Genomic DNA, 17,372 nt, shown 5'->3' with positions numbered 1-17,372 from the left:
TACCTAATTTTCTGTCGTTTTCAGTATAGATTTGCGTGTGCAAAAGTAAAAAATTATTTCTAATTGACCAAGACTTTTTTGACTTAATTTAAAGTTTTTTAACTAACCCTAAATCCCATCTTCCATATCTCAATCTTCTACTCCTATGCTCCCGTTTTACCGGACTGCAAAGATACAAATTATTTTAACTTTAACAACTTTTATTTACTAAAAATTTTAAAGTTTATTTTAATCTGTTTCGTAGTATCTATAGTATCATTACCTCCTTCTGCGCTACTGTCAACCTCGCGTTTTCAGTGGGGCAAAAGTACATCAACTTTACCACTACTTCCAAATCAATTTAACATAATGTTCATATAAAACTCATATTGTGGAAAAGTTTTAATTCTAATTTATTGATATAATTTATGTTATGGGGTTATCCACAGTTATCCACAGTATTCGATTATCTTTTTGAGAAGTGTCAGAATAGGTGTTTTCAACGGTGGAAAGGGATTAGAAGACTGATTTTTTATATAATCTGCTATACTATATATAAGGTATAAGAAAGTAAACCTCATAGGTTTTGAAAACCTATGAGGTTTCAATGTGAAGGATGAAGGCTATGCTTGAGGGATACTTTTTTTATTTACCACTGATTGACACTGATTGGCACAGATCTTAGAATATAGAACTTGAGCGTGGGAGGGTTTGAGAGTTGGAGTCTATATCTTTATAGATCAGTTAGGGGTTGGGGAAATGTCTGGAAGGAAAATCGATTGAAATTATGCCCGGGAAATATCTACTACGAGAAGAAGCAATAAGAATACCTGCTACCCTAGCCCGGATTGAAGCGGCATCCTTTTTCGAGGCGGCCGAAGCGAAGCGCAGGACGGCCGGGAAAATAAAAAAAGCCAGAGCAAAATATCTTTGCTCCGGCTTGGTAGTTTAATTTTGTACTTTATCTGAATCGAACTTTCAGAAGTGATTAAAATCTATAATTAGAATTTAATTACAGTTTTCATTCTTTCAGTTTCTTCTATTACCAATTCGTCATCTACAAGAATTTTTCCTGAATGCTCATCAATAATAATTTTCTTTCTCTGAGCGATTTCCATCTGCTTTTGAGGAGGAATAGTGAAGAATGATCCTTTCGGAGCTCCTCTTTCTAATCCTACAACCGCTAAACCGGTAGGAGAACTTGTTCTGATTCTAGTATAAGAAGCCAGTAATCTCTCGTCGATCTTACCTGCATATTCTTTTGACTGCTCGATCAAATAGTCTTCTTCTTTCTGAGTTTCAGAGATAAGACCATCTAATTCTTCTTTTTTGAATTTTAAGTGGTTTTTAAGATTACTGATTTTTGTATTCAGTTCACTTAAAGTTTCGTTTTTGTGAGCAATTTTAGCTCCGAATTCTTTGATTCTTTTTTCAGCAAGCTGAATTTCAAGATCCTGGAATTCCATTTCTTTTCCTAATGCTTCAAACTCTTTATTGTTTCTTACATTGTCCTGCTGAGACTTGTATTTTTCAATTAAAGCTTTTGCATGGTTTATCACTTCATGCTTGGTTTTGATCTGATCGTCCTGATCTTTGATATCAGCGTGAAATTTTTCAGCTCTTTTTTCAAGTCCTTCAATCTCGATTTCAAGATCTTCAACCTCAATTGGCAATTCTCCTCTTGTATTTCGGATTTCATCCAATCTTGAATCTATGATCTGTAAATCGTATAAAGCTCTTAACTTCTCTTCAACTGAAATATCGTTGGTCTTTGTTGCCATATCTAAAGGAAATAATTTACTGGGTTTGTTTTTTCGTTAGATTTCGAAATTGCAAATGTAGTAAATTTTTGTGACAAAATTTCAAATAATTGTTGAGTAACGAATTGTTCTGATTCATAGTGCCCTATATCGCAAATAAGCATTTTGGATTCTGCCAGGAAATAGTCGTGGTATTTGATATCTCCCGTAAGATAGGCGTCGCATTTCTTAGATAGTGCAGATTTTATTCCACTGGCACCGGAACCGCCTAACACTCCTACTCTTTTTATTTTTTTGTTATTAAAATCTGAATGTTTAATGATTTCAAGGTTAAATTTCTCTTTTACAAACTTCAAAAAATCTTTTTCATTCATTTCTTCATCCAATTCTCCGTACATCCCCAAGCCTGAATATTGGTTTTCATTATCTAAATTGTAGATCTGATGCGCCACTTCTTCATATGGATGCGCAGATTTCATTGCTGAAATAATCTGACCTTGCTTGTAACCTTCAAAAATAACCGAAACCATGTTTTCATCTGCATTTTCACGGATATTCTGTTGACCGGAGAATGGATTTGAGCCTTCAATTGGTCTGAAAGTTCCGCCTCCATTCAACGTAAAACTGCATTCATCATAAAAACCAATATTTCCCGCTCCTGCTGAAAAAAGAGCTTCTTTTACCTGTTCAGCATGATCTTTAGGGACAAAAACCGTTAATTGTTTTAAGTTATTTTTCTTTGGCTGAAGAATCTTCAGGTTTTTTAAGCCTAAATGATTGCAAATTCCGGCATTTACTCCAAAAAAGTCGTTATCCCAAGCGGTATGAATGGCATAAATGGCAATTTTATTTTCGATCGCTTTTAAAACTGCTCTTTCAACATAATTTTTTCCTGTTAAAGATTTTAACCCAGAAAAGATAATCGGATGAAAACATACAATTAAGTTACAATTTTTCTTAATGGCTTCATCTACAACGTTTTCCAGAGCGTCGTGGCAAACCAGAATTCCGCTTACGCTGCGGGTAGGAACTCCACACAGCAACCCTACGTTATCAAAATCTTCTGCCTGCTGTAGCGGAATGCGCGTTTCTATTTTAGAAATTACTTCACTTATTGTCATTTTATTCTGTATGTTTGCTACGAAAATAACGATAATTTGTTAATTTAAAAAAAGCATTAAAAAATGGAAAGAGAGCACAACCTTATTCCCGGAGACGCGCTCTGGAAAAGGCATCTTTACCGAATTATTTACCGTTCCGATACCAAACTCGGCAAATTATTCGACATTATTTTATTATTCTTAATTCTTGTAAGTACATTCATCATTATGATGGAAAGTGTACCTCAGCTTGATAAAAAATTCCATTATACCTTTATTATTCTTGAATGGGTTATCTCTATATTTTTTTCGGCGGAATATTTTAGCAGAATTGCTGTTGTAAAAAATAAAAAACAATATGTTTTCAGTTTTTTCGGAATTATTGATTTTTTGGCTCTGGTTCCGTTTTATCTGAGTTTTTTCTTTCCTGTAACTAAATATTTCCTGATTTTCAGAATGCTGAGAATGTTGAGGGTTTTCAGGGTTTTCAATCTTCTTGATTTTATGAATGATGGAACTGTAATCGTGAGAGCATTAAAAAACAGTTCAAGAAAAATATATATTTTCCTTTTATTTTTAATTATTTTTTCAGTAATCGTTGGTTCTCTGATGTTTATGGTGGAAGGCGGAAGACCTGGATTTGAAACTATTCCGCAATCTATTTATTGGGCTGTGGTTACGGTGACAACGGTTGGTTATGGTGATGTTTCTCCGATCACGCCGATGGGTAAATTTTTTGCGGTTATCCTGATGCTGGCAGGTTATTCCATTATTGCAGTTCCTACAGGGATCGTAACTGCGGAAATGAGAAACAAGAGACAGAATCTTGAAAAGACATGCGAGAGATGTGGAAATGAAGATATTGATGATGATGCAAGGTATTGTAAGCAGTGTGGCAAGAAATTAGCTTAATACTTTCTATAAGTTTATTCTATTAACCAAAATACCACAAAATCATGGAACCACAAAAGAAAAACAAGCCAAGCAGTTTAGTAATTATTCTTTTTGCTTTAATTGTATTAATGATCATCATTTATTTTATACTCGTGATGTTTTTCCCAACAGTTTTTGAACATATGAACACAGGTGACATACAACCTGTTCCAGACAAATAATCTAAATATAAAATGAGACGACTTAATTGCCGTCTCGTTTTTGTTTAAAAATTATTTATTTACTTTTTAATTGCTTTGACTGTTTGTTTAGAACCATCTTTCATATCTAATGTAACTACATATAATCCTGACTTTAATTCTCCTAAATGAATCTCTGATGAAGGTTTATCGATTGTTTTAATCAATCTTCCTGAAATATCGGAAACAGAAACAGATTTTACATTGTTTACATCTGAAATATTCAACACATCTGCGAAAGGATTGGGATATACTTTAGTAATTTCCTTAGTTCCTGCAATTTCTGAAGTTCCTAAAGTTGGTATTCCATCTACAACAAATGTATCTGCATATAGTTGAAACTGATCTGTATCTGTTGCATGAATAGAGATGTAAACGGTCTGCCCTACATATGATGACAAATTAAATGTTTTCTTAGTCCATGTAGATGGCGCCTTCTGTGTTGCCTGAAGTACTGTTGTAAAAGCAGCAGCCGTTTGATTGGTGGTAGAAAGCAAAACTTCATAATCTTCCGGAAAAGAATTGAGTCCGGATTTTATATAAAATGAAATTCTATTACTTAATCCAGCTTGTACGTTAATTGCTTTTGTAATTAAATGATCATCATGTGCTACATCGTCATAAGTAATAGTAGCTACATTTGCTCCAGATTGTGCCACTCCTGAATCTGGCAGACCAAATTCCCAGCCATTTGCACCTCCATTATTTATTACAGCCCAGCCAGCAGGTAAAGTAGTTCCTGCATCAAAATTTTCCGTCCATTGTCCAAAGGTTGCAACAGGCAAACCTAAAAGAAGAAATAAAAGTTTTTTCATGTATAAAAATTATATTAAAATTATAGGGCAATGTTAAAAAGATCCTAATTCTTTTCAAAAAATAAACAGGAAAATAATACACTCCAACATGAATAAACTTCAAGTCAACAATTCAAATATTCAAACAAAAAAAATAATTACGTATTAAAATTTAATCTAAATTATCAGCAAACAAACAATAAGTCTCAATTTCACTCAGAATTTATATAAAATATTTTTTCAATAAAAAAAGGTAACCGATTTGGTTACCTTTAAATTATACTATTAAATCTTATTATTTCTTAATAGTTTTTATCGTTTGTTTTGAGCCGTCTTTCATATTTAATGTTACCAAATACAATCCTGACTTTAATTCTCCCAAATGAATCTCTGATGACGGTTTGTCGATTGTTTTAACCAATCTTCCGGAGATATCAGAAACAGAAACAGATTTTACATTGTTTACGTCTGAGATATTCACTACATCTGTGAAAGGATTCGGATACACTTTAATACCGTTTTTAGTTCCGGCAACTTCAGAGGTTCCTAATGTTCCGTTTGTAATGTTAATAGTAAATGTACCTTCAGGATCATCCGTGAAGCCACTGTAATTTCCTACATTCACCAAATAAGTAGTTCCGGCAACTGTTGGTATCGAAATAGTTTCAGTACCTCCCTGTCCGTTATCATCAACGCGGTCTACACAAACCAAACTTCCGCAAGTACCTGTATAAACACCAATTTCAGGATCAAAATCGCTTGCAGCAGGCATTGTTACGGTTATAACATACGCATTACCATTACCTGTAAATGAGAACCATGTGCCGTCGTTCATACTATTAGAACAAGCCGTAATAAATCCTCCGTTATTGGTAGCACCTCCTCCATCAGATTGTGTATAATTATAAGGGAATGTAGTTGCCTGTAATGCTCCAGAGCAATCATCATTTGCTGGTGGCGGTGGAAATGTTCCGATACAGATATCAAAACTTTGGTTACTTCCAGAACCATAATAGCTGTATACTCTTACATAATAAGTTCCTCCTACTGTAAGTCCGGCAACTGTAGATGTAGTATTATCCGAGCATAAAATACTGTTTAATGAGCCACAAGATCCGTCAAATACCTGGAAATAGGTATCTGTATCATTATCAGAGCCTACAGAAACAATATTAGTAAGCGAAACTCTATGAGAGGTAGCCGTAGCGACAAATTTAAACCAAACATCATCATCAGGATTACCATAACAAGGGTCAGGAATTAAACCTGAGTCTGTAGCCCCCAGTGTATATCCCGAAGTTACAACACCACAATTGAGATTAGGATTTACAGTTAATGCAACCGCTGCAGAACATTCATCATTTGCCGGTGCTGGCGGCACTGTTGTAAACATCGTATCAGAACAGCCTGAAGACTCCCCTGCCGCGCCTACTGCAACAACTTTCACATAATAATTAGTCCCTGGGTTAAGAGCCGTTGAAACCGTAAAACTGTTGGTAGCTACTAATTGCTGATTAACAACATTTGTTCCTCCAGGAGTTGTTCCAATAGAAACTTTATATCCTGTAGCACCTGAAGAGTTATTCCAAGTAATGGTAGGTAATATTGGAATAAACATAGAACTATTTGCAGGATATGTTATCAATGGACAAGCGGGAATAGGATTTGGGATTAATCCATTAAACGTAATCACAGATTTATAAGGTTCCAAATTTCCGTCTGATGGAGAAAAAGGATCCGGATTTACGTTATCATCTCTAAAATATAAGGTAGAATTTGGAGCTGAAGGATAAACATACATTGCTTCATCAAAATCATTGGAATCGTACCCTGCAGAGTTTTCCTCGGCTGCAACTACTAAATTGCTTGTATTGTTGTACGGAAAAGGCGTCGCAAAAGTAATTTCCACCACTCCATTTGTATTGGTTACCGTTCCTGAGAATACCTGGGTTAACTGACCGGCAGGAATCCAGTCTGAATCCGAAGCAAATGAAGTTTTTGCAGTCTGACCCAAATAAACTACCCAATCTGAAGAGTTGGCTATAGACATTGCAGGATCAAGATAAAACTTAAGACCCGTAATATTTCCTGCCGCATTCGCATTAATTTCCTGTTTTGTGAAAATTTGCTGAACGTAAGAATAGCCATAATAGGTGCTTATTGGAGCAACTCCAACATCTGTACTTCCTGTACCCAAGTTGATCTGGGCATTAAGCGTCATGCTTATCATTAATAAACATGAAAGTAAAAATTTTGTCATAAAAGAATGTTTTTTGCTGATTTGCCTACTAAATTAATAATAATACATTCATATAACACTCTAAAATCTAATATTTAACTAAAAAAAATAACGGCTAAAAAATTTAGCCGTTATACAATTTAATTATAGGTTATAAAATTTACTTTTTAATTGTTTTAATTGTTTGTTTTGTACCGTCTTTCATTTCTAAAGTCACCAGATACATTCCTGATTTTAATTCTCCTAAATGAAGAGTAGAACCTGGATTGCTGATAGTTTTCACCAATCTTCCTGAAATATCATTTACTAAAACAGACTTCACTTTAGAGATATCTGAAATATTAAGATCATCAGCGAAAGGATTTGGATATACTTTAATACCGTTTTTAGCACCGGAAACTTCTGAAGTTCCTAAGACTGAAGCATCATAAGCTGAAATCTGGAACTGTCCGTTTGTACTTGTACCTCCTGCAGTTCCTGTATATCTCCATACACTAAAGTATAAAGTAGATCCTGGAGTTTGTCCTGTTAATGACAACAATGAATAAACACCTCCCGCAGCGCTATCATCATTACAACCTACTGAAGTTAATGATCCACATGTTCCGCTATGAGCAGAAAGAACTGTATCTAATAATCCTGATCCTGTAACCCCTTTTGTTTCTACTGTAATGCTTCCACTTGCAGGCACAACTACTGAGAACCAAACATTATCTCCTCTACTAGTCTGACATGATGTTGTACCATCTGTTGTAGCTCCTGCATTTGAAGTTGTTAAAAGGCTCGCTGCAAAGTTATTACCTACTGTTAAAGCAATTGCACCTGAACAAGTATCATTTACAGGCGGAGTAGCTGGAGTAGTGAAAGAACCAGTTAACCAAACACTTTGCGTACCTGTACAAATTGATCTTACCCAATAATAATAAGTTGTAGATTGAGCAAGAGGAGAAAGGTTTACTGTAGTTGCTGTAGTTGCCGTTCCTGAAGTTGGAGCAGTATTAGTTGTTGAATAATAATATTCATAACCATTAGCCGGAGCAACAGCTGGAGCCGTCCAAGAAATAGTAGCTGAATTACTAGTAACTAATGAACTACTTAAACCTGTAGGACTGTCACATGCAGGAATCGTCTCTACAACAAAATTATCTACAAAGAAATCATAATCTTGAGTATCATCCACGGTACCATCATTTCCGTATATTGCAAACATAGTATTTGCTCCTATGTAATTACTTAAATCAAAAGTATAAGTATTTAACGTGTTAGTTGGTGTATTACTTGTATTCCAAGTATTCAGAACTGTCCATGTAGTTCCACCGTCAGTAGAAACCACGAACTGTATTACATCATCTGAACCCATTGCACTTGCGGTAGTAACCCCATAACCAGTCAATCCATAATCAAATTTAACTCTGTAACCACCAGCAGATAAATTAAAACTTGGAGATTTTAACCATCCTTGTCTTGCTGTAGAATAAAGATTAATTCTTGCAGCTCCTGTACTTCCTACATTTAAGAAGCCATCTGCAATCCAATAATTGGTAGTACCGGTACCTGGACCTGTTGCCGGTGTCCCTCCACTAGCCTGAGACCAGCAGTTACCAGGGAATGTAGCAAAATCATTAGTATAACTAGGCGTTAAAACACCACAAACTGTAGTAAAATTTCTTACTGTGCATGATGCAGAAGTTGCTCCGCCGTTATAAGAATTTACAGTATAATAATAAGTTGTACTGTTGTTTAATACTGTACCTAATGTATAAGTAGTAACATTTCCTACATCTACATTGTTTAAAATATCAGTTCCTCCAGAAGTTGTACCCATGGATATTCTATATCCCGTTGCTCCAGAAGTTGCAGTCCAAGTAATAGTAGGTGTTGTTGAAACTCCTATAGCTGCAGATGTAGGAGCAGTTACAGAAGGACATGTAATGTTACCTGTTGTAAATGTACGTTCAGTACAACCTGTAGCATTCCCTATAGCATTTTTAGGGATTACAGTAATATAGTATTGCTGATTGAAATTAAGAGGCGTACCTGCAGGCACAGTATATGTTGTAACGTTACCTACGTCAACACCATTCATAACGTCTGTTCCACCTGGAGTTGTTCCCAGATTAATTAAGTAACTTGTTGCTCCGTTTTGTCCAAAAACCCCAGCCCATGTAAACGTTGGTGTTACAGAAACAGCTGTCGCATTGTTAGCTGGTGCCGACATTGTGGTACAAGCAGGCGCAGATACAGCAGGAGGAAATGTTACATCAAATGCAATTACAGGTCTTCTGTAATTTGTACTCGTTAAAGTTGCAGGAAAAGCTGAAGTTGTAGTTATATACTTTGTAGTATTACTATTTGTACTACTAATACAAGTTGTCCCATATTCATAATCCCAAGTAATTGCTGTTGTAGGTGCTGTTGTCTGTACATACTCTACATAAATAGCAAGATTGCTTCCGCCTGTGTATGGAAAATTGGTAGAATGTACATACTGCTTGTAACCAGGAGTACTTCCTGTTGCTGTTGCCGGATCTGAATCATACACCAAAGTTGCTGTAGATACTTCCGTTGCCCAATCTGGAGATCCAGAACCAAAATCCGCAGCAGCAGTATTCTTCAAATAGATTTTGAAAGTAGTTCCTGCAGGAAGAGTTCCTGATGATGCCAGTCTTTTAAAATAAGTCCCTGTAATTATACCTCCACTTATTGCAGTAAGCTGTGAGGAAGGAATAATAAATGCAGTCCTATTTTTACTGTTAGCAGTCGTAACACTGTTCATTGGCCCATAGGTATTGGTACTAAGGCCGGTTGAACAGGTTGTGAGCGTAAAATTCTGTCCCGAATACGATTGATAAGTAAACAAACTTATCAAAAGTAAAAACAGTAGATTTAGTTTTTTCATACGTAGTAAAATAAAAATTAGAGGGTAAATGTAGAAAATTATTTCAATCAATATCAAAAAATATCATAATTTTTTAAAGTAAAAAAAGTAATTTAACTAAATCATTATCAATAATTAAACAAACATTTAACCTAATTAAAATTATCATCACAAAATGAATTAATTATTAACTATTAATTACCAAATAGTTAACTTAAAAAGTGACAATGTTTATAAATCAAACAAAATCAGATAAAATGAAAATTATTAATTATTAAAATTTTACTATTTAATAAAATAAGTTAATATTATAAACCAAAAAAAGTGACTTTCGCCACTTTTTTTAACTCTAATTCGATTCAAATTAATTGAGATAAAACTCGTATTTGTTGAGTAACTGTATTTCTTTTATCAAATCTCCATTAAGGTCTACCGAATGTTTCATAGACTGCAGCTCTAAATGAGAATCATCCTCAATATTTTTAATGAAGAATTTCAGCTTTTGATCCCCTTTGTTTCTGTCGAGTACTGTTCTGAAAAAATCAAGATCTTCTGACCTGAAATCCATCACATCCATCACCAGCGATATACTTTTTGCAAATCTCTCGAAAGCTTCCTGAAGTTCGATCACATCGTTAACATTTACAAAAACACGTCCGTCTTTTACCTGGGCAAATTTTATTTTAAATATAACAAAACGCTGTACCTCAAGTTTTTCTTTCAAACGCATATAATCTCTGTCCCCCAGCCTGAAAGAATATGATCCGGAGTAGTCTTCCAATGTAACAAAAGCTACTTTTTCACCACTTTTGAAGCCATCCTTTACCACATACTCGGTGATCAGACCGGCAACGGTGTATTCTTTTCCGGCACCGCCATTTTCTCTTTCTTTTTGTAGCGTTTTCCAGTCTTTTTTCTTTTCCTCAAACAATTCTTCTCCTTTATTGGCAAAAGCCTGCTCTTTGTAAGCATCAACCTCATCAAGATTTAAGAATGAAAAATTACCTTTTGGTTCGGCCTTCTTCGCTACTTCTTCTATGATTTCCTCTTCGCCGACAGACAACTCATCAGAAACAATTTCTATAAGATCTGCTGCCTCATCAATAGTATCTTTTTCAAGGATCGGAACAACTTCTGTTACGACTTTTTCCTCCTCATCCTTTTCCAAAACCGCTTTTTTAGAAAGCTGCCCCTGCATGAATTGATAGTGATACTTAAATTCATCCAACGGGTGAGCAGAAAGATAGAAACCGATGATTTCTTTTTCTTTATTAAGCTTGTGCATGTTCGGCCATTCCGGGCAAGGTGCTAATTTTGGCTGTTCGATCTGAACTTCATCAGCAAAATCCGCAAAAAGAGAATGTTCCATCTCATTTTTGCCTTCCTGGAAGCTTTGTCCGTATCTTATTAATCTTTCCAAATTAGTTCTTCCGGCCATATCAATATCAAAATACTGACCACGGTGGAAAGAATCCAATTCATCGAAAGCTCCCGCCAATACTAAACTTTCCGCTACTCTTTTATTCATTTGAGAAGGCAAAATTCTTTCAAAGAAATCGTATATGTTTTTAAATCTTCCGTTGGCTTTTTCTCTTGTAATCGCCTCACTCGGACCTTCCCCGATACCTTTTATCGCTCCCAATCCGAAACGGATCTGACCTTTTTCGTTTACAGAGAATTTATATTGAGACTCATTAACATCAGGACCTAAAACATCTACACCAATACTTTTACAATCCTCCATGAACATGGTAATTGATTCCGTATTGTTGATGTTGTTACTCATTACACTCGCCATGTATTCTGCGGGATAATTTGCTTTCAGATAGGCTGTATGATACGCAATTAATGCATAACAGGTAGAGTGAGATTTGTTAAAAGCGTATTCTGCAAAGGCTTTCCAGTCATTCCAGATTTTATTTAACGGATCTTCGGCAAGGTTGTTTTTCTTACCACCTTCGATGAATTTCGGGTACATTTTATTCAGTACGTCGATCTGCTTTTTACCCATCGCTTTTCTCAACGTATCGGCTTCACCTTTTGTAAAGTTGGCCAGCTTTTGAGACAGAAGCATTACCTGCTCCTGATAAACGGTAATTCCGTAGGTTTCTTTTAAATATTCTTCGGTTTCGGGTAAATCGTACACAATTTCTTCAATCCCGTGTTTTCTGTTGATAAAGTTCGGGATATATTTAATAGGACCCGGACGGTAAAGGGCGTTCATGGCAATAAGATCGGCAAAAACCGTTGGCTTAAGCTCCCTCATATACTTTTGCATCCCGGGACTTTCATATTGGAAAATCCCGACTGTTCTTCCTTCCTTAAATAATTGATAAGTTTTTGTATCATCAAGCGGAATTGTATCCGGATCGATATCAACATTATGCCTTTCTTTAATCAACCTTAAAGCATCTCTGATGATCGTCAAAGTACGAAGACCCAGGAAGTCCATTTTCAGAAGTCCGGCACTTTCCGCCACCGAGTTGTCGAACTGAGATACCAAAATATCAGCATCTTTAGCCGCGATCGTCACCGGAACCAGATTACTCACATCTTCAGGTGTAATAATCACCCCACAAGCGTGAATACCTGTATTTCTGATACATCCTTCCATTTTTTTAGCACTCGCAAGTACATCAAAACGTGGGTCTTCAGGACTATCCAGAACATATCTCATCTCATCGACAAGCATCTGATCCTCAGGTTTTAATTTATCATATTTTGATAACGCTTTCGCAATATTCATCCCCGGTGTGGAAGGGATAAGTTTAGCAATATTAATCGTATCAGGAATTGAAAGGTCTAAAACCCTTCCGGCATCTTTAATCGCAGATTTTCCACCTAAAACTGAATAAGTAATAATCTGTGCTACCTGATTTTTACCGTATTTTTCAACAACCCATTTAATGATCTTGTCTCGACCTTCATCATCAAAATCGATATCAATATCGGGCATTGAAATCCTTTCCGGGTTCAAAAATCTCTCAAAAAGGAGATCGTATTTAATCGGGTCAACATTGGTAATTCCTGTACAATATGCAACGGCAGATCCTGCTGCCGAACCACGTCCCGGACCAACCCAAACTCCCATTTTGCGGGCTTCGTTACAGAAATCCTGTACAATTAAAAAGTAACCGGGATAACCTGTATTGGCAACAACTTCAAGCTCAAAATCAAGACGTTCCTTAATTTCGTCTGTGATTCCCGTATCGGCATACCTTTTTCTTGCTCCTTCGTAAGTTAGATGCGTTAAATAGGCCATTTCACCCCGTTTTCCACCATCAACTTCATCTTCAGCATGAATAAATTCTTCAGGAATATCAAATTTTGGAAGTAAAACGTCTCTTTTTAAAGTATAAGGTTTAAATTTTGCCGTAAATTCTTCATAGGCATCAAAAGCATCAGGATAATTTAAGAAGGCTTCTTTTATTTCATGAGAATTTTTAATAAAATACTCTCCGGAAGCAAGACCTCTTCTTTTACCAAAACCTTTACCAACAGGCGTTGTAAGCTTTTCTCCATCTTTGATACAGCTTACAATATCCTGAATATTAGAATCGTCTTTATTGGTGTAATATGTTTCGTTTTGTGCTAAAATTTTAACATTATACTTATCTGCAAAATGCAGTAAAACATCATTTAAATGCTCTTCTTCGGGAAGATTATGGTTTTGAATCTGAACATAAAAATCATCCTCAAAAGTCTCCTTCCACCATTTGAAAAGTTCCTCCCCTTTTTGTTCCCCTGTATTTAAAATAGCATCGGGAATGTCTCCGTTGATTCCTGAAGTTAGGGCAATAAGTCCTTCTTTATACTCAGCAATGAGTTCTCGGCTGATCCTTGGAACTCCAAAATAAAATCCTTTTAAGAATCCTATACTTGAAAGTTTTGCTAAATTTTTATATCCATCAAAGTCCTTTGCCAAAAGAACAACCTGTGTTCTTCTGTCCGGATCATCTTTGGTAAATTGCTTCTGCTCGTAACGGTCTGATATAAAAAATTCACATCCAACAACAGGAATTAGTGGCTCAGAAAGAGGTTCTTCTTCATTAAATTCTGTTCCGTTTTCTTCCGCTTCCTGTTTTTTTGCTAAATATTCTTTATGTTTTTTCGCCCGGTCACTATTCGCTCCTTCAACCGCAGAGACAAATTTGAAAGCACCCATCATATTTCCGATATCTACCATTCCAACCGCAGGAAAATTATCATCAGAAGCTTTTTTAATTAAATCTGAAATACTGGAAGTCGCCATCAGCGTTGAGAAAACACTGTGATTATCAAAATTGAAATATCTTCCAAGATCGATATCATCAATACTTCCAACGTCGCTTTGCTTTTTCTTGTTATTGAAATCTGCAACCTGTCTTCTGATAACAATTCCGAAAGGTTTTATTGGATCAGGATATAACGTTTTAAAATACGCCAATTGATCCTCAGAAGTTTTCAGAACCTCAGCAGGAATGATCCCGATTCTCATCATCTCGAAGAAAACCTGAGCCGTTGCATTTACGTCGGCTGCTGCATTGTGGGCTTCATCGAATTTGTTACCGTAAAGTTTTTCGTAAAGTTCCTCTAATTTCGGAGGTTTGAACCTTCCTCCACGACCTCCACCAAGCTGACAGTAATTTGTCCCCAAAATCATGGTATCCGCTTTTGGTTTTTCCTGAAGATTGTCTTTTATATTTTTTCTGAATAATTCTGCCCCGACAATATTGTAATCAAATTCAACATTGTGTCCGGAAACTACTCTTACCCTATCTAAAACTTTAGAAAATTCTTCTAAGATCTCCTGTAGATCACGACCTTCCTCATTGGCAATTTTGGTTGTAATACCGTGAATTCTCGCGGCATTAAATGGAATATCGTAACCTTCCGGTTTTATTATATAATCCTGGTTTTCAATTAAAACTCCATTATCGTCATGTAATTGCCATGCGATCTGAACCATTCTTGGCCAGTTGTCTGAATCTGAGAGTGGTGCGTTGAAATTCTTTGGTAAACCTGTGGTTTCTGTGTCAAAAACTAAATACATGTAATTTTTCTAGCTTTTATTAAAAAAAGAGAATGTAAAGTTACTTCATTTTTTTGAAAATTTAAATCATTTGGGTTATGACATTTCATTATCAAATTACTATTAAACAAATAAAATTTCAACATTTCCCATTTTGATTATAATTATAAAAGTGACACAATATCACCCTATTTTAAGTATTTTCAAAAATTATTCATATTATTTTCAAATTAATTCATACATAATGAATCCAAACAAATAATTTTCTATACATTTGTTGGATATACCGTTTTTAAAAATTTACTAAAAAGTTATGAAGAAACATTTACTTTTGGTCGGCACTTTGGCAATTACATTATTAAGTGCGCAAAACAATGAAGGATTAAAAAGAGAGTTTGAAAAACAAAACAAAGAGAATACTGCAAAGTTTGATTCTTATGTTGCAAAGCATTACGGAGCAGACAGATCTCCGGAAACTTTAAAGGAAATTGAAGAGCAAAGAAGTAACTTAGCTGGATTTACGCCAAATGGTAAACCTTATTTTTATCAAAATGAAGATCTTAGACAAGTTGCCAATGCCAATGCTGACAATCTTAATACTGCAGGTGGAGTAAGCGGATTAACTAATGCTTATAATGGTGAAGGTATTAACTATACTATTTTTGACGGTGGTAGAGTTTATGCAGCACACACAGCTTTCAATAATATTCCAGGAAGAATTACGAATAAAGAAGCTGCTACTAACATATACAGTGCGCACTCAACTGGTGTGGCTAGTTTTATTGGTGGTAAAAGCATTCCTATAAGTGGAGGCGGTCTTAGTGGTGATATTAAAGGAATTGCTATAAATTCTACAATGGATTCTTATAGATTTGCAACGACGACATTGCCTGGCAATACTGCAACAAGTACTGTATTTCAAAAAATACTTGTAGCTCAGCCTAATCTGTCTAACCACTCTTATGGAAGTAATGTCGGTTGGGATCTAAAAACAGTTAGTGGTGCCAATGCATGGGTATGGAACGGTGCTTTTGACACTCCTTCTACTGCTATGGATTTACAGGGAACCTATTTTACCAACGATCAGAGTTATGATCAGATTGTATATAACAATCCTTCATACATTATTGTAAAATCTTCCGGAAATTATTTTGGTTACGGACCAGATTACCCAGGAACTGCAGCTTTCCCTAAATATTACACAGACGACACTAATACCTTAGTTCAATTTGCAGCAACAGATACCCTTCCTACAACAAACTGTAGCAATGGAGCTGACTGTATAGGACCTGGATCTTTAGCTAAAAACATTATCGTTGTTGGAGCTACAGATGTAATTTCTACGAATAACTTTAAATATACTACAGCTTCTGACGTTGTACATTCTGACTACAGTAGTGCGGGACCAAGAGATGACGGAGGAATTAAACCGGATATTTCTACAACAGGAACTAATGTATTCTCTGCAGCTACAGCAGAAAACACTACAGGAAGTGTAACATATAGCTACGGAAGCGGAACTTCTTATTCTGCACCGGTAGTAACAGGAGTTATCGGGTTGTGGACGCAAATCAACAAAGATCTTTTTACTAACCAAATATTGAATGCTGCAAGTGCAAAAACATTAATGGTTCACTCAGCTTCTGAAGCTGGAAACATTGGTCCGGATGCATTGTTTGGATGGGGTTATATTAATGCTAAAAAAGGTGCTGAAATATTAGTTGGAAAATCTAACAACACTGTTATTTTTAACAATGAAACATTAACAAGCGGTACGCCTAACATGAAAAAAGTTACTGCTTCTGGTACTGAACCATTAAAAGTTACAATTTCATGGATTGATCCTGAATATGTTGTTCCTGCCAACCTAACATGGGCGCAAGCTTACAACAACAGATCTTCAAGATTAGTAAATGACTTAGATCTAAGAATTGTTGATACCGTAACAGGTACAATTTATCAACCTTGGAAATTAAACGCCTTAAACCCAACAGCTCCGGCTACAAAAGGTGATAACACAGTTGATAACGTAGAACAGGTTGTAATTGATGCTCCGGTTCTAGGTAGAGACTACAGAATTGAAATCGGTAATAAAGGAACTTTAGTAAATAATCTAGGCGCAGCTGCTCCTCAAAACTATTCTATCATCGTTACAGGATATTCACAACAAGTTTTGGCAACTAGTGAGACGATCAAAGACAGCGGTATTGCAGTCGCTCCAACCATTACCAAGGATATTGTTAACGTATTGAAAGCTCCTAAAAAATCTACTTTCACTATTTATGACCTATCTGGTAAAAGATTACAGAATGGGGTAATTAACAGCGACAAAGAAGCAATCGATATTTCTTCTTACACTAAAGGAATTTACATCATTGAAGTGAAGACTGATAAAGACGTAATTTCTAAAAAAGTTATCAAAGAATAATCAATACAATAAATAGATTACTACAAAACACTAACACTTGTTAGTGTTTT

General features: G+C 35.6%; 9 protein-coding genes. 3 read left to right on the top strand and 6 right to left on the bottom strand.

The genetic code is table 11. The features are described from left to right. Window positions 1-980: 980 nt before the first annotated feature. Both BT156_RS17240 and BT156_RS17235 read right to left on the bottom strand, forming a co-directional pair. Complete coding sequence (locus tag BT156_RS17240; RefSeq protein ID WP_072411963.1) at window positions 981-1,760, bottom strand: zinc ribbon domain-containing protein; 780 nt, start codon at window positions 1,758-1,760, stop codon at window positions 981-983. Window positions 1,761-1,762: 2 nt separating this feature from the next. Next, window positions 1,763-2,860 carry a Nif3-like dinuclear metal center hexameric protein gene (locus BT156_RS17235; RefSeq protein WP_072411961.1) on the bottom strand — a complete coding sequence of 366 codons (1,098 nt, stop codon included), beginning with the start codon at window positions 2,858-2,860 and terminating at the stop codon, window positions 1,763-1,765. Between the two features lie 63 nt (window positions 2,861-2,923). Between BT156_RS17235 and BT156_RS17230 the strand changes: the two genes are divergently transcribed. Next, entirely contained in the window at window positions 2,924-3,751 is an 828-nt protein-coding gene (locus BT156_RS17230; protein WP_072411959.1) for an ion transporter, read from the top strand. A 44-nt stretch (window positions 3,752-3,795) separates the two neighbouring features. Then, complete coding sequence (locus tag BT156_RS22210; protein ID WP_157885932.1) at window positions 3,796-3,954, top strand: hypothetical protein; 159 nt, start codon at window positions 3,796-3,798, stop codon at window positions 3,952-3,954. Between the two features lie 59 nt (window positions 3,955-4,013). Here the strand turns inward: BT156_RS22210 and BT156_RS17225 are convergent, their stop codons facing one another. From BT156_RS17225 to dnaE, 4 genes are all read right to left on the bottom strand, one after another. After that, window positions 4,014-4,787 carry a T9SS-dependent choice-of-anchor J family protein gene (locus BT156_RS17225; protein ID WP_072411957.1) on the bottom strand — a complete coding sequence of 258 codons (774 nt, stop codon included), beginning with the start codon at window positions 4,785-4,787 and terminating at the stop codon, window positions 4,014-4,016. A gap of 274 nt (window positions 4,788-5,061) precedes the next feature. Next, window positions 5,062-7,026, bottom strand: coding sequence for a T9SS type A sorting domain-containing protein (locus BT156_RS17220; protein ID WP_083582383.1), 1,965 nt, complete (start codon window positions 7,024-7,026; stop codon window positions 5,062-5,064). A 139-nt stretch (window positions 7,027-7,165) separates the two neighbouring features. Beyond that, entirely contained in the window at window positions 7,166-9,904 is a 2,739-nt protein-coding gene (locus tag BT156_RS17215) for a fibronectin type III domain-containing protein (protein ID WP_072411955.1), read from the bottom strand. 343 nt (window positions 9,905-10,247) lie between these two features. Next, complete coding sequence (gene dnaE, locus BT156_RS17210) at window positions 10,248-14,915, bottom strand: DNA polymerase III subunit alpha (protein WP_072411954.1); 4,668 nt, start codon at window positions 14,913-14,915, stop codon at window positions 10,248-10,250. A gap of 292 nt (window positions 14,916-15,207) precedes the next feature. On the opposite strand from dnaE, the gene BT156_RS17205 reads away from it, so the two are divergent. Next, window positions 15,208-17,322, top strand: coding sequence for a S8 family peptidase (locus BT156_RS17205; RefSeq protein ID WP_072411953.1), 2,115 nt, complete (start codon window positions 15,208-15,210; stop codon window positions 17,320-17,322). Window positions 17,323-17,372 lie beyond the last annotated feature (50 nt).

This window comes from Chryseobacterium limigenitum (assembly GCF_900114875.1).
GTDB lineage: Bacteria > Bacteroidota > Bacteroidia > Flavobacteriales > Weeksellaceae > Chryseobacterium > Chryseobacterium limigenitum.
Note: the sequence above shows the minus strand (reverse complement) of the source record. Positions and strands in the feature narration are given on the sequence as shown.